Origin of the sequence: Lacihabitans soyangensis, from assembly GCF_024343775.1 — a bacterium.
In the GTDB taxonomy this organism is placed as follows: Bacteria; Bacteroidota; Bacteroidia; order Cytophagales; family Spirosomataceae; genus Leadbetterella; species Leadbetterella soyangensis.
On the sequence record NZ_RJUF01000186.1, the window covers coordinates 24,130 to 39,095 of the forward strand.

The following is a 14,966-nucleotide window of genomic DNA, read 5'->3' on the forward strand; positions in this document are numbered from 1 at the left end:
AATAGGGAACCATCAGTATTTATGAATTTCGTTTACCATAAACCTGTAACAAGACTTAGCATGTATTCAGAAACCAATTTTAGAAATTTATGGAGAATGAGTTTTTGAGTTTGGGGCAGATTGATAGTTTGTTGGGGTCGGTGAAGCTTACTCGGCATCGTCTGCAGATTTTGTTTTTGGCAGATGGTGGCCTTCGGGTTAGTGAGATGCTGAATTTGAAATGGGAAAGTTTGGATTTTCGAAATCGCACAGTAGTGGTGGCCACACTTAAGAAAAAAGAAAAAGGAGTGAAGCGGAGCATTCCGATGTCGAACCGTCTTTATGATTGTTTGGCTCAGTACATCGAAGAAATTAATGGCCGTGGTACAGGTTTTATTTTTAGTAAAGATGGTGGCCTCTCCCCTATTAGTCGCCAAGCGGTGAACAAAATGCTCAAACAGCTTGAAGGGATGAACCCTGAAGTTGAGGATGTGCATCCACATAAGCTAAGACACAGTTTTGCTACTAATCTCCGTGCCGCTGGTGCGGAATTAGAAGATATTCGGGATGCTCTTGGCCACTCCCGCCTTGAAACCTCACTTATTTATGCTCATCAAGACCAGGATAAACTTCGGTCTCTGATTAACCGACATCAAGATATAAAACCCAGTATTGGGGCCAGAATAAAGTCTTGGTTTTTGCCCAAGAAAAAAAGCCCTAAGGTGTCGGTGCTGGAATATGATGCTAATTATACCGTAGGACGTGAGGCCGAAGTCAAACGAATCGAAAGTGCTATTGAAAGGCATATCAATGTAGTTATATGCGGTTCTGTGGGTATTGGAAAAACGCACCTTCTAAATGCAATTAAGTTTAAGAAGACTGTTTTGGAGATAGACGATCTGAAAGATTTTCGGAAGTCATTGCTCAATATTTTGCTTTTTCTTTTTAATGGAGACAAAGAGGCTGCGGCCAAAAGGCTTTTTGATAAAAATGAACGTGACGACCTCCATAAAACCATTAATAAGGATAGTTTGAATAGTTTATGTGACTTGTTGATGCAAATTACTGTACCCAAAGAATACGTTCTTCGGATTGCTGATATCGATACGATTACACCCAGTGTGGTTAGGGCCGTGGAAAAGCTAAAGAATCATTTTGTGATTATTACTACCGTTAGGGAGATTAAAATGAACACTTTTTTTATTTATGATTTTGAGCGGATTACGCTTGAGCCCTTACCTCGTGTTGAAGGCATTCGGCTTTTTCACCGACTTTGCAACCAGCTGCAGTTTGAGAGTATGGAGCATGCCCGGAATAAGGTTTGGGATATTGCTCAAGGTAACCCGAAAATGATTGTGGAGCTATGCACCCGTCTTTCCAAAGAGGAATTCTTGGATACGGATGTGGTCTCTGAGATTTGTGATAATTATATTGGTCGGGAAACCCGAGAATTTGATATGAGTATTATCTTGTTTGTACTCCTTGGCGGTGTAATGGCACTTAAGTACATAGGAAATGAGAGTAATGACCCTGATTTAAGGATGATTGGTGGACTTATGGTGATCGTGATGTTGTTTGCAAGGAGCTTTTTTAAGATAAGTAAGCGGGTGGGGTTGTAGCCCCCTAGCCCCTTGTGGGGGAATTGCTCTTGGCCGAAACGTCGGATTGCCCCAATGGTAGAAGTGTCTTTCTATTTCCATTACCTTGTTCTTTCTTGGTGGCTTTATGATGAATTTTGGAGTTGTAGATTTCGTGTTTTAGGGCTATTAGTTTGCTTAAAGTTTTGAGTTGACTCAGGGGAAGAATCAATTTTATACCAATTATTTTATTTCAGTAACTTCTAATCCAATTGCATAAGTGTCAGGATTATTATCGGTTCTGTTATTAAGAAACCAACTATTAAAACCTCCATACTTGACCAATGAGTAACTGTCTGATTTTACCATTTTAACAGATAATTGAAATGGTTTATCTGGTTTTTCGTAAAAATCGCTAAAAGCGGTGAAGTTACCCTTTTTATCAATTTTACCAACCGTTTCTAGGCCAACAAAACACCCCTTCGTTGGCATAAGAATTGAACCTTCAATCTGAAAAGAATATTTTTGGGAATTTGTGGATATTCTTGCTATCAAGTCTCTTGTTAAAAGATCTTTTCCAGGAGTTTTATTATTATTTTCTTTTATAAATAGCCTTATTAAGAAGGCATCATAGTTTTTACTTTTATTTGCACCGATATTAATTTTAATAGTTTGGATTGTCCATTTCTTGCTTTTATCACTTGATGGTATAAAGGTACATATTGCCATTTTTCGTGGTAAGGATGAATAGTACGGTACTACTGAAAATCCTTTCAAATAACCTATTTCATGAATTTTTTCCTTATTTTTTCTTCCACTAACTTCAAGTTCGGGTAATTCGATTGTAGAAGGGTTGAGAAATATGGTTGCAGTTGATTTGGAGGGTACTATTGTGTCATTTTTGTATCCAATACATGAAATGACGTATTGTTTATCCAGATGTTCTAGAATTTGTATGTTACCATTTTCGTCGGAAAAACTACCTTTAAAATCAAAAAGTCTAGTATAGGTAACGTAAGGTATTACCTGGCCTGTTTCGGCGTTTACTATTTTTAAATTTATTGGATTAAATTGTAAGGAGAATAGATAAGAAAGCAAGAAAAGGACAATCATTTGACTAATTATTAATTAAAATTAAGGATAAATGTCATCCTACGTACCCATATTTTTCTTTTTCGCTTCTAGTAGTTATGGCAATTCCAAATAAATAAAACGTTTCGGTACCACCGATACACGCAGACACATTATGGGAATCATCTGGTGTTGCAACTGGGACACAATCATTGTTTGATTCCCATCCAAACCATTTTGCATAAGTTGGGGTGACGAGAAATAATGAGAATAGGATTGTTAAGAATAGGAATGAGTTTCTGAATTTTTTTCTTTTCATTTTGTTAGTGTTGTTTTAGTTTATAACTCAATATTAAGATGTTTTTTCGATTTACACAATTGTTTCGAATGTTTATTTTTGAGTGGCTATAGTTCCATCATTTGGCTCTTAGCAGGCGTATTTTCTTAGATCTTGTTCTATTGAGATTTCGGACGTTGAATGACTAAAGAATCATTTTGTGATTATTACCACCCATAGGGAGATTAAAATGAACACTTTTTTTATTTATGATTTTGAGCGGATTACCCTTGAGCCTTTAGCACGTGTTGAAGGCATGCGGCTTTTTCACCGACTTTGCAACCAGCTCCAGTTTGAAAGTATGGAGCACGCCCGGAATAAGGCTTGGGATGTTGCCCAAGGTAACCCGAAAATGATTGTGGAACTCTGTACCCGCCTATCGAAGGAGGAATTCTTGGATACCGATGTGGTCTCTGAGATTTGTGATAACTATATTGGTCGCGAAACCCAGGAGTTTGATATGAGTATTATCTTGTTTGTACTCCTTGGGGGTGTAATGGCACTTAAGTACATAGGAAATGAGAGCAATGACCCAGATTTGCGGATGATTGGAGGGCTGATGGTCATCGTGATGTTGTTTGCGAGGAGCTTTTTTAGGATAAGTAAGCGGGTGGGGTTGTAGCCCCCCTGTTCCCCTTTGCAAGGGGGATTTATCTTTTTTAATAAAGTATTGCGAATTTGGTATACATTGTCTAAGTTTACATCTGCGTAAAGGGATGAAATGTGTCCCTTTTTACAAACAGGAACTTAAATGGCTAACCCATACGGTTATTTGGAGGACTTTGTCAATGAAATGCGTTCTAATGGAAGGTATGCTTTTTCGTTGCAAGAAGTCAGAAATCGTTTTGAACAATCTGACGAGGCCATAAAAAAAGCCCTTCAACGATTAAAGAAGAAAAAAGAAGTAGCCTTAATAAGAAATGAGTTTTATGTAATTATTACACCTGAATATAGGAGTAAGGGTATGTTACCGCCGTCGATGTTTGTGGCGGATCTTATGAAGTTTTTAAATAAGGATTATTATGTAGGGCTGCTCAATGCTGCTTCCTATTACGGTGCTGCTCATCAGCAACCTCAGGTATTCTCAATAATAACCACCAAACCGAGCCTAAGGAATATTGACAAGGATGGTCTTAAAATAAATTTTAACATTAAAAAAAGCTGGGATAAAGAAAGTATCGTAAAAAGAAAAGTGGATACTGGCTATATCAATGTTTCCTCAGAGGAACTCACGGCTTTGGATTTGGTAAATTACTATGAGGTTGTTGGTGGTTTTAATAGGGTGACTACCGTGTTGGAGGAGCTGAAAGAAAGTATTGAAGTAAATAAACTGATACAAATTTCACAAAAGTATGAGCAAGTAGCTGTTGTACAGCGGTTGGGATATTTGTTGGAACATGTTTTGGGTGATATAGAACTGAGCGATGCCCTTTATGCTTGTTTAGAGACTAAAGATTTTTACCCGATTTTGTTGAGACCTCAAAAGAATAAACCAGATAGTATGATTACAGGGAACAGGTGGAAGGTGGTAGCGAATGTTGAAATAGAGACTGATATATGATACCACAGTCGTACATAACTGCATGGCGAAAGCAGGCTCCTTGGCAGGAAAACTACCAAGTGGAGCAAGATTTGATTATTCAGAGGGCATTGATAGCTTTGTTTAATGATGATTTGATAAAAGACCGGCTGGCTTTTCGAGGTGGGACGGCTTTGCACAAACTCTATTTGGCACCGGCGGCCAGATATTCTGAAGATATAGATTTGGTGCAGATCAAAGCTGAACCGTTTGGAGAAATTATTGATAGAGTGAGAGTGCAGTTAGCGTTTTTAGGTACACCAAGAGTTAATCAGAAATTACACAATAACACAATAGTTTACCGTGTGTTGTCTGAAGACGATATACCTATTAAACTAAAAATAGAAGTTAATACTCGGGAACATTTTAGTGTTTATGGTTTACAAAATGTACCTGTTAAACTAGAGTCTGATTGGGATAATGGAGAGGCACTTGTACCTACATACGGCTTGGATGAACTATTGGCCACCAAACTTAGGGCCTTGTACCAACGAAAAAAAGGACGTGATTTGTTTGATTTGTGGTATGCTCTTAAGAATGCGAATGTAGATACTGAGCGGCTAGTTGCGGCATTTAAGCATTATATGCATGAGGAAGGTAATGCTGTTACGCAAAAAGATTTTATGGAAAATATGGAAAAGAAGATTGAAGATGCTGATTTTGTGGGAGATATGAATGGATTGCTTAGGAGTGGCATATCATATGATATCAATGAAGCTTATGAATTTGTAAAAAAGGAAATTTTGGAAAAGATATAAAAAGATTATGATTTCAACAGAAATAAAAAATAAAGTACAATTACTTTGGGACAGACTTTGGGCGGGTGGTTTATCAAATCCCATAACGGCGATTGATAACATATCCTATTTGATATTTATGAAACGGTTAGAAAAGTTTCATCCAGAAGTCCCAAACAAAGTTAAATGGAGTGATTATAATAACTTACAAGGAATTGAACTCAAATTAAGAGTAGAAGAAGTTTTCAATTTTATTCAAAATGATTTATCAGCCAAGGATGAACCATTTGCGATAGAAATGAGCAATGCTCGATTTGCCATAATTACTCCTTCTTTACTAGAAGAAGCTATAAGGATAATTGACGATATTTTTTACTTGGTTGAAGAAGAGGAAAGGCAGAATCAACATTTTCAAGATTTATTAGGTGATGTATATGAATATCTATTAAGAGCGACAAATGAAGCAGGTAAAAATGGGCAATTCAGAACGCCCAGACATATCATTCAAATGATGAATGAACTAGTAGCTCCAAATATTGATACTGAAGATGCGAAAATTTGTGATGTAACTAGTGGGAGCTCTGGGTTTTTAGTTGGTGCATTTCAATACATTCTTAAAGAAAACAGTGATAAGATTATTCTTGACGAGGAGAATCAGTTGGAGAAAGGGCTTGATGGTAAAAAACTAACCGTAAAAAAGAAAAAACAGTTAAAAGAGAATGCATTTTTTGGTTTTGATATTGATGCAACCATGGTGCGTATAGGAATGATGAATATGATGATGCATGGTATCGAAAAGCCACATATTATTAATTTGAATTCCATCTCTGATGAATATGAAGAGTATTATTATGAATTTAACAAGAAGTCCTTTACACCGGAACAATTATTAAAGGGTGAAGAAATTAAATACCACGATAAAATATTTTCATCTTTGGGAAAAGAGGAGTTTTCACACATTCTCGCAAACCCTCCTTTTGCTGCTAAGGTCAATAGTAAATCGATAAGTAAAAATTTGAATCGAATTTATGACATAAAGGAAGGAAAAACACAATCATTACAAACAGAACTTTTATTCTTAGAACGTATCATATATATGCTGAAGAAAAATGGAAGAGCTGCGGTAATTATACCCGAAGGAGTCCTATTCAATTCTGGAAAAGCGTATAAAACTGCTCGTGAAATATTATTAAAAGATTGCGACTTAGAAGCGGTAATTTCATTACCGAGTGGTGTATTTTATCCATATACAGGAGTTAAAACTTCCATACTTTTATTTACTAAAATGCAATTTGATTCTGATATATATTACACAAAAAAAGTATGGTTCTACGGTATGGATTCAGATGGTTACACTTTAGACAATAGTAGAAAAAAAGTAAGAAATGATTTTCCACTGCCAGAAGTAATAAACCAGTTTGAAACCCGAAATCATAAAAATAATCCTCAAAAAGATCGTTCACAAAAGCATTTTTATGTGGATCTAGATGTAATTATTGAAAATAAATTTGACCTAACTTACAATAGATATCTTGAAATAAAATATGTCCCAAAAAACTATGATCCACCAAAGGATATTTTAGGAAAAATAATTGAATTAGAAGAAATTGTTTTTAAAAACCTTAGCGATTTAAATAAAATTATTAAATGAAAGAAATAGCTCTAGGTGACTTGTGTAATGTATTTGGGGGAAAACCCAATCCGAAAACAGAAAAGGCATTTTCAGAAAGTAATGGATTACCATTTGTTAAAATGAAAGACTTAGGATCTTATCATTTAACCACAAATCTTGTTAAGACAGAAAAGAAATTAGACCTTGAATATGCAAAATTTAATGGCTTTAGAATAATAAAAAAAGGTTCAATTCTACTTCCTAGAAGTGGCTCAGTAGGTTTAAATCACAGAGCGATTATTGGTACAGAGGTGTATATCGTAAGTCATATTTTTGCATTGGAAATTCTTGACGATAAAATAATTAATAACTTTTATTTATATTACTATCTACTCAATATAGATTTAGGTCTAATAGCAAATAAAACAACAGGATTAGATTCGATTACGAAGGAAAGGTTGGAGCAAATAAAAATTCCAGTACCTGAAATTGATGAACAAATCAAAATTGTGACTCTTTTAAATTCAATTCAGGATATTGAAATCAAAAGAAATAGAAATGAGAAGTCGTTGACAAAATTACTTTATTCAGCATTCTACGACCTTTTTGGAGATCCGATTAATAACACTTATGAATGGAAAACAATTAAGAAACTTTCAGAATTAGGAGTTTGGAATACAGGAGGGACACCTCCTACTAAGTCAGGAGAATATTATCTCGGAGAAATTCCTTGGTTTACTTCAGGAGAGCTGAACGAAACTTATATAGAAGAAAGTAAAAAATATATTACAGAAGATGCAATAACGAATTCTAGTGCTAAACTTATTCCAGTATATAGTATTATGATAGGTATGTATGATACTGCTGCATTTAAGATGAGTATAAATAAGATTGAGTGTAGTTGCAATCAAGCTATAATATACGCAAAACTGAATGACGATAGATATACATTATACGTTTTCTATGCTCTTAAACTTTCAAGGGAATATTATTTACAAAAGCGACGGGGAGCCAGACAGAAAAATTTGAGTTCAACGTACATAAAAGATATTTCTATCCCTATTCCCAATGATTTTCTAACTGTTGAAAAATTTGAAAAAATTCATACTATTATTGATAATCAAATAGAAAAAAGCCACAAGATAAAAGAATTATTGGGATTGTTATTTAATTCATATTTAGAGCATCTTTTTATTGGTAAAAATATTGGTTCTGATTTTATATTATTTAATACTAATGCATTAAAAAGCTTAATTAAAGACTTTAATGAATGCAATTTTGTCAACAAAACAGATTACGATTCAAAACGAGATTTATTATTCGATTTGTTAGAACAATCTGAAATGCAAGCTCGAGGGTTAAAGCAATATCTAAATATCGATAATGCTAAAATTGAATTACAGGTAAAATGAAATTAGTCCGTTTAAGCCTATTTGAAAAGTTCCGAAGCCTTGATGAAATAAAAACAGATCAAGGGAAGGAGAATTTTACCATAATTTTTAGAGAAGATCAGCCATGTGAGGAATGGAGTAATTTTCACCCATTCTGTTTTGCTGGACTAAATGGAAGTGGAAAATCTAATGTTTTGGAAGCCTTATCAAATATTTTCTACCATTTGGAATGTTGTACATTAGATATAGAGGCTTCGGATTATCTGCAAAGTGATTTTAAAAAAGAATTATCCGATCCAGTTGCGTATGAATTAGAGTATTTCATTATTCCCCGTGAAGCAGAGAAAGAAGTAGAAAACTATCATAATGTAATAATTAGGAAAAACAAAGGCGAAGTTCCCCAAATAAAAATAAAAGCCTTGGACCAATCTATCGAACCTGAATATCTAGATATTTCACGTTATATCCGAAGTTATTTACCAGAATTTGTAATTGGCTATTCGTCAGGAGAAAATGAAATATTGAGTCTTCCCTTTATTAAATCTCGAATGTTACAGTTAGATGAGTATATCTATCATTTAAGGAATAGAAAAAAACTTGTCTTGGATTATAAGCTAGAAGAGAAACCAGAGAGTAGTTTAGTATATATGGATTATCATATGAGCCAATCAATTCTTTTAGCTAACTTTCTTTTACAAAATGATGATACAATCGAACCAATCAAAGAGCAGTTGAACATTGACAAACTACACAGTTTTCGATTGGTGATAAACAACCTTAAATTATATTATGACAGCGAAGATCCTGAATTAGGATATCTTTTACCATTAGTAGAAGAAACATTGGATAAATTGCGTAAGTGTGCAACAGCGAAATTCACACAACTCGCTGAAAATGAAAGAGGATATGAATACGAAATATTGGATTTTTATTTCGATGAGAACAAGGAGACTAAAGAAAGTGTTTTAAGAACTGCATTCAAAAAACATTTTGAAACACCATTACAGCTGTTTAAAGCTTTTCAGGTTCTTACTTTACTCAATATGAGAGTAGTTGATAAAGAACTCAAGAAAGAATTATATAATTCCGAAAGTTTGTATGCCATGTATAAAATACCTTCTTTCAAGGAGCAGGAGCATATTTTTCTTTTCCATTTATTCCAGTTGAAAAAGAAAAATTCTGATGACAAAATGCTTTTGAAAGCATTTTCTGACGGTGAACACCAGTTTTTACATACTATGGGAATATGCCTTTTGCTAGGAGATAAAAGTACTCTGATGTTACTGGATGAGCCTGAAACGCATTTTAACCCTGAGTGGCGTTCAGAATTCATCAGTGTATTGAAGGAATGCTTAAGCAAGAGTGGTACAAATAATTTAATGAGAGAAATCCTTATTACTTCTCATTCACCGTTTATTATTTCGGATTGTTTTCCTGATAAAGTAATTGTATTTGATAAAGGAAATCAACCACAAAATGCACAAGATTTGGATATAGACACTTTCGGGACATCAGTTAATATTTTGACGAACAAAATTTTTAAGCGAAAGAATACGATAGGAGAATACTCACTTAAAAAGTTGAATGCCTATAGGGAAAGGTTTATACAGACTAAAAATGTTGAAGAGTTAATTGAGGAGTTAAATTCTGAGTTGGGGGACTCAATAGAGAAAGTTCTATTAATAAAAGAAATGACGGAAATAATTAAGGAAAGATGATTAGACCATATAGACATATTAATTCTAAGTTTCACAAGATTCAATCATTTGTGAACCACTTATTTCTAGATGTAATATTTCGAGCTCCTTATATAGCAAATCCAACATTTGACACATCATTGGTTCTTTCTAAATATAGGCCATTATTAGAAGCGGTAAATGACGAATACTTACTACACCCATTAAGGGAATGCTATAAAACATGTAAAAATCTTTCGAAGAAGCATTTAAAAATATTAAAAAGAGGAGTCCATCAGAATAATAAAATTAGAATATTGTGTAATGGGAATTTGACTCCATTAGAATATTCTGATATTGACTTAATAGATGAAAATTTAAGTAAACAAATCAAAACATTTTTTGACAAACTTTATGACGAGGCTGTAAATAAAGCAGTTTTTTATAATAAATACGGAAAAATTGAGGACTATTATAAAAGTATCGTTGGCAAATCAAGGACTTGTAGATGTTGTGGGATAAATAAAGTTTTAATAAAGTTTCACTCTAAAAGAAGTGCATTAGACCATTATTTACCAAGAAATCATTTCCCATTTACTTCCATAAACACAAACAATTTATTACCAATTTGTGACAATTGTAATAGCAAATACAAATTAGCGGAAAATACCATTTTTGAAATAATAAAACGGAATAGTCGGATTGTTTCAAAGACGAGAAAGCGGGCGTTTTTTCCATTTAGCAAAATTGTTCCATTTCCAAGAATAGATGTAGAAATCACACTAAATAGGGCTCTTTCCGAAGATTTGGAACCAGCTGATATGAATATTAAATTAAAATGTCAAGGATATGAAGAACAAATAGATACATGGGATCGGCTTTTCGGTATAAAAGAAAATTACCTCGTTGAGTGCTGTTCTGAAGAAATGTATTCGTTTTATGAAGAGCAATATATTGCAGACTTAAATTTTGGAAAAACCCATCAACAATATTTAGATACCTTAGAGTCTAATCGCTTATTTGATATGAATTTTTTAAGAATTGCATATTTGAAAGGATTAAATAATTATAGTTCAAATAGTTAAATTAACCTATCAGTATTTACCCTAATATCAAGTTTCTTTATCCTATTTTCATTTTCCATTCTAATATTTTCTAAACTCTTTTTTTAGGTCAGGAAAAGATTATACATTTAATATCTAACAATGTCGATTTTGAATTTTGAGGAGTTCATATCGGCTTGGTATGGGATGCAATTACAGTAATTTAGGTCTTGGAGGATTTCTAAGATTTTGGTTTTTTGGTCCTCTGGGCAGTTGATGCCGAATATAATCCCTGTAACCAATGCTTTGTCAAAAGAGTAGGTTTTGGCTCCTCCTTTTTCAGTAGTACATCGCCACTCGAACTCGTAATCCCAATCTTCAGATTTAGAGGCCATCATCCTTGTCAGTAAGTTACCTAAGCCATTGGATTTGTATTCTTCCATACTGTAAACAGGGTATTTGTCAAAGTACATCACAGGAATTAGGTTGTCCCTGAAGAAACTCGGTGTTTTCATGTCGAATTCAAGACAGATACCAGAATGGGAATGAGCATAATGTGCCCACATGAGTGGAGAATCCCTTACTTCAGAAAAACAAGTCACTCCCATTTGCATATCCAATATAGAAAGTACTAATGTATTTAGAAATTGGTTGATCTCTTTTGTCGTTTTGAATGAGCCATTGAATATGTCGGTTTTGTCGAGCAGAGGTACTAACTGTGGGAAATAATGGTTAAGGTTTTCATTTATTTGGATAGTACTTTTTCCAAAATTGATGTTGAGTTTACAGTCGAAGGGGTCACTGAAACCCGATGGTTTTGAAAAGTAAATGGCTTGTTCGGTTAAGACCTTAAAGGTGAATTCATTGATAGGATAGTATTTATATAGTTTTCGGGGGATTAATTTCAGTGCCTCTTTTTCGGTCATTTTATGTGTGTCGACCTCGATTTGTTCAAAGCTTCGTTTTCGGAGTTTCATTTTTTGGTAAATTGGGAGTTTAAGTTTTGGAATTGGTTTCTTATGCTATTTAATGCTTTATTGTTATTATTTACATATTTTTCATGAGATTTAAGTATTTCGGTAGCCTCTTTGAGAGGCAATACATTGCGAAGAGCTTAGTTCGTCAGGCCTACTTCGCCAGGCCCAGTATGACACCCTTCGGCAGGGTTACTTCGGCAGGCTCAGTAATGACACAGGGTGACACATGGCGTCGGAAAACTGAGACGCCAAACATGGCGTCTTTACCTAAGGTACTTGTAGATGGTGGGTTTACTGATGGCAATTTCTTCACAGATGGCTTTGATGGTGTATTTTTTGGAGTTGTACATGTTATTTGTTGTTTTTGGTCGGACAGTTTGTTGTGCCTCCCTCCTACTCGGCCTCTGGCTCCAGCCGCTGCTAGTCCGGCATTGGTTCTTTCTCTTATTAAGTTTCGTTCGAACTGGGCTAATGCTCCGAATACATGGAGGACTAATTTACCTGAGGGCTTTTATTGTTTGTACTATTGCGATATTCTGGATTAATTTATTTTCTTTGGTTTTTCGGGATTTGATGGGGATTAATATACTTTCAGGTCCGACTAATGGTCTGACCGTTAGTTTTCATTTTACTTAAACTGTAGGTGCTTCTTAAGGAATTAATAAATTAGATATCGATTTTCAAGATATGTTTCGGTTTTGATAAGCATCCGGTCATCCCCAAAAGTAAATTTTAAGAATAGCCGATAATACGACTATTGATCTTGAAAAAGCAATAGTTTTTCGATTTAGTCTCTTTAGATGTGTACGCAGTGTCAAATTCATACGTTCTATGGAGTTGGTCGCACGATTTTTGCTGTTATGAATTTCATTTTCTATTAGGTGTTTGTAATTGTTTAGTTTGTCGGTGTATATCATTTTGGGATTTGAAAGAGTGACGGTTTTAATAACCATTGAAAGCGTTTTGTTGGTTCTTGCTCCCACATTGAAACTTACTATTTTCTTACTTTCCTTTTCTAAGGCATAAACAATCCAAATGAGCTTGTTCTTATTACCAGTAAACGACCGCATTTCATCTATTTCGTAAGTTTTGCCTGTAGAAATGGACGGTTGGGTGATATTGGAAGCAATTTGTTTAATTCTTTTGAGCAAAGTAGTGGATGAAATAGCTAATAATCTGGCAGTGCTCAAAATTCCCACACCCTCTTTAGTCAACGAAACAATATTTTGGTTAATATCTTGTTTATAAGCCATGTAAGTATAAAATTCAACTTTTGTAGTATTACATTTTTTACAAAAATATCGTTGTTTTTGTCTTGAATCTTTACCATATTTTATTAAGGTAAGCATCACATTTTCAGCACTTTATGTTTTTACCAACATGTTTGGAACATGAACATGCTAAAGAAGCCATTTTGGTTGATTTAAGGAGATTAATAGTATCTTGTTAAGACGCAATATATCCTGAAAAATCATCCTTTAGATTGATAAATTGGCTATTTATGATTGAAATGGGGTCACCAACACTTTTGACACATTACCTATTCAGTTATACTACTTTCTCGGAGTTTCGTGTAAAGTATTCCTCTCATCACCAATTATTGTATTTTTATCACCTTTGAAGCTGCTTGGAATTTTAATTAGAAAGCGAAACTATTTATTTTAATTGAATTTCATTTTTACGTGCTAAAGATGTTTTTTAAATACACTGAACGTTTAAAACAAATTAACCACCTCGTCAAACAAAAATTAGCAGGATACCTCGCAGAATTTGCCAAAAAACACGGAGTAACTGCAAGCACTTGGTACAAAGGGAGAGATACTCTAATAAATGATTTGGGACTACCGAATTATTACTACCCAATACAAAAAACCTATTTTAAACAGAGGAAGGTACATTTAAAATGGGTTTAAAAGAATTTCTTATTACCCAAATTTGAATATTTCTTCTGAAGATACTCTAGAAAATATTTTCTAAAACTATAAGTTTGTTTCAGCACGACAATATTTTGTTACACGAATTATCAACGCAAATGACGCTTCTAGTTACCTTGAAATACAATTAAATGTATGAAAACAATATTAAATTTGGACGCCAGATGGGTGGTATTGGTAATTTCTTTGACAACGTTACTAGCAATAGTTTATTTACTATTTGTAGAACAAATAATTTGGAAGAATAACTTTGGATTGGTGTTTACTGTAATTAGTTTGGTTTGCACCTTAATTCTTTCTTCTGCGATGATCTACGATAAAAATAAGACTAAAGGATAGATATATAAGTGCAAATATTTGACAATAAAGTAATTAACTAGAATTTTGATGTACAGTTATAAAAATGATTAACTGAAACCTTTTGATTGAAAATACATATTTATGAAATTTTATAAGCCCTTAACGTTTTTAATAACCTCCCTATTACTGGTCACGAATCTAGATACAAATGCTCAGATATTAAATGAGTATTCGGAAATAGTATTTAAACGAGCTGAGTTGTTAATGGGAATTGGTAGTTGGCAGAAGTTAAATATACGCATTAATGGAAAATCTTCTATTAAATTGAAGGAGCACTCAACCGAATCTATTTTGATACCTGCTGGAGAAAATTCGATTTCTGGCCAAATAACTAGGTCTACAAGCTTTAACCTGCATACCGAGCCTAATATGATTTACTATTTACAGGCAAAAATTGGTGGGCTATTTTTGGATAAGCCCAAGTTTAAGTTGGTAAGGGTGGTATCGAAAACACCATGGTTATAGCAAACCTAAACCCTCTGGTACGATTAATTTTGGAACATACAGTTTGAATATAATATATTAAAGAGGACTAGAATAATAGTGGATTCATGAATAAACTACTCATTTAGATCTTCAATTAAATTGATACTTATAGATGGCTTCATTGTTGAATCCCCTTGGATTTGTAAAGTTCCTTTTGCTTTTTTTTAGCTAAGTTGAAAATAAAGAAACTCTAACCGTATTTTTTCT

15 protein-coding genes are annotated in these 14,966 nt (G+C 33.9%); 10 read left to right on the forward strand and 5 right to left on the reverse strand.

Features of this window, described 5'->3' with window-relative positions; translation table 11 throughout:
- Positions 1 to 89 precede the first annotated feature (89 nt).
- Positions 90 to 1,598: a tyrosine-type recombinase/integrase gene (locus tag EGI31_RS22155; protein ID WP_255039378.1), complete on the forward strand. Its 1,509-nt coding sequence runs from the start codon at positions 90 to 92 to the stop codon at positions 1,596 to 1,598.
- A 4-nt stretch (positions 1,599 to 1,602) separates the two neighbouring features.
- Here the strand turns inward: EGI31_RS22155 and EGI31_RS22160 are convergent, their stop codons facing one another.
- The 3 genes from EGI31_RS22160 to EGI31_RS22170 are packed head-to-tail and all read right to left on the reverse strand — an operon-like array spanning position 1,603 to position 2,946.
- Positions 1,603 to 1,788 (reverse strand): hypothetical protein, encoded by a 186-nt coding sequence (locus EGI31_RS22160; protein ID WP_255039379.1) that lies wholly within the window; start codon positions 1,786 to 1,788, stop codon positions 1,603 to 1,605.
- Positions 1,789 to 1,799: 11 nt separating this feature from the next.
- Positions 1,800 to 2,669 (reverse strand): hypothetical protein, encoded by an 870-nt coding sequence (locus tag EGI31_RS22165; protein WP_255039380.1) that lies wholly within the window; start codon positions 2,667 to 2,669, stop codon positions 1,800 to 1,802.
- A 34-nt stretch (positions 2,670 to 2,703) separates the two neighbouring features.
- Positions 2,704 to 2,946 carry a hypothetical protein gene (locus tag EGI31_RS22170; RefSeq protein ID WP_255039381.1) on the reverse strand — a complete coding sequence of 81 codons (243 nt, stop codon included), beginning with the start codon at positions 2,944 to 2,946 and terminating at the stop codon, positions 2,704 to 2,706.
- 319 nt (positions 2,947 to 3,265) lie between these two features.
- On the opposite strand from EGI31_RS22170, the gene EGI31_RS22175 reads away from it, so the two are divergent.
- The 7 genes from EGI31_RS22175 to EGI31_RS22205 all read left to right on the forward strand — a co-directional run bounded on the left by EGI31_RS22175 (position 3,266) and on the right by EGI31_RS22205 (position 11,044).
- Complete coding sequence (locus EGI31_RS22175; protein ID WP_255039382.1) at positions 3,266 to 3,586, forward strand: hypothetical protein; 321 nt, start codon at positions 3,266 to 3,268, stop codon at positions 3,584 to 3,586.
- A 129-nt stretch (positions 3,587 to 3,715) separates the two neighbouring features.
- A complete protein-coding gene (locus tag EGI31_RS22180) occupies positions 3,716 to 4,525 on the forward strand; it encodes a type IV toxin-antitoxin system AbiEi family antitoxin domain-containing protein (protein ID WP_255039383.1) in 810 nt (269 codons plus the stop codon).
- The gene (locus tag EGI31_RS22185; protein WP_255039384.1) at positions 4,522 to 5,301 is read left to right on the forward strand and encodes a nucleotidyl transferase AbiEii/AbiGii toxin family protein; all 780 of its coding nucleotides are present in this window, start codon (positions 4,522 to 4,524) and stop codon (positions 5,299 to 5,301) included. Before EGI31_RS22180 ends, EGI31_RS22185 begins: the two co-directional genes overlap by 4 nt.
- A 7-nt stretch (positions 5,302 to 5,308) precedes the next feature.
- Entirely contained in the window at positions 5,309 to 6,931 is a 1,623-nt protein-coding gene (locus EGI31_RS22190; protein ID WP_255039385.1) for a class I SAM-dependent DNA methyltransferase, read from the forward strand.
- Positions 6,928 to 8,304 carry a restriction endonuclease subunit S gene (locus EGI31_RS22195; RefSeq protein ID WP_255039386.1) on the forward strand — a complete coding sequence of 459 codons (1,377 nt, stop codon included), beginning with the start codon at positions 6,928 to 6,930 and terminating at the stop codon, positions 8,302 to 8,304. The genes EGI31_RS22190 and EGI31_RS22195 overlap by 4 nt, the downstream gene beginning before the upstream one ends.
- Positions 8,301 to 10,001 (forward strand): restriction system-associated AAA family ATPase, encoded by a 1,701-nt coding sequence (locus tag EGI31_RS22200; protein ID WP_255039387.1) that lies wholly within the window; start codon positions 8,301 to 8,303, stop codon positions 9,999 to 10,001. Before EGI31_RS22195 ends, EGI31_RS22200 begins: the two co-directional genes overlap by 4 nt.
- Positions 9,998 to 11,044, forward strand: a complete 1,047-nt coding sequence (locus EGI31_RS22205; protein ID WP_255039388.1) for a hypothetical protein — start codon at positions 9,998 to 10,000, stop codon at positions 11,042 to 11,044. The genes EGI31_RS22200 and EGI31_RS22205 overlap by 4 nt, the downstream gene beginning before the upstream one ends.
- A 107-nt stretch (positions 11,045 to 11,151) precedes the next feature.
- Here EGI31_RS22205 and EGI31_RS22210 read toward each other — a convergent pair whose 3' ends face one another.
- Entirely contained in the window at positions 11,152 to 11,979 is an 828-nt protein-coding gene (locus EGI31_RS22210) for a DUF2971 domain-containing protein (RefSeq protein WP_255039389.1), read from the reverse strand.
- An 83-nt stretch (positions 11,980 to 12,062) separates the two neighbouring features.
- Here EGI31_RS22210 and EGI31_RS25580 point away from each other — a divergent pair, with 83 nt between their 5' ends.
- Positions 12,063 to 12,524 (forward strand): hypothetical protein, encoded by a 462-nt coding sequence (locus EGI31_RS25580; protein WP_310586240.1) that lies wholly within the window; start codon positions 12,063 to 12,065, stop codon positions 12,522 to 12,524.
- Between the two features lie 168 nt (positions 12,525 to 12,692).
- Here the strand turns inward: EGI31_RS25580 and EGI31_RS22220 are convergent, their stop codons facing one another.
- Positions 12,693 to 13,328, reverse strand: coding sequence for an IS1 family transposase (locus tag EGI31_RS22220; RefSeq protein WP_255039390.1), 636 nt, complete (start codon positions 13,326 to 13,328; stop codon positions 12,693 to 12,695).
- A gap of 1,026 nt (positions 13,329 to 14,354) precedes the next feature.
- Here EGI31_RS22220 and EGI31_RS22225 point away from each other — a divergent pair.
- The gene (locus tag EGI31_RS22225) at positions 14,355 to 14,738 is read left to right on the forward strand and encodes a hypothetical protein (protein ID WP_255039391.1); all 384 of its coding nucleotides are present in this window, start codon (positions 14,355 to 14,357) and stop codon (positions 14,736 to 14,738) included.
- The last annotated feature ends 228 nt before the right edge of the window (positions 14,739 to 14,966 follow it).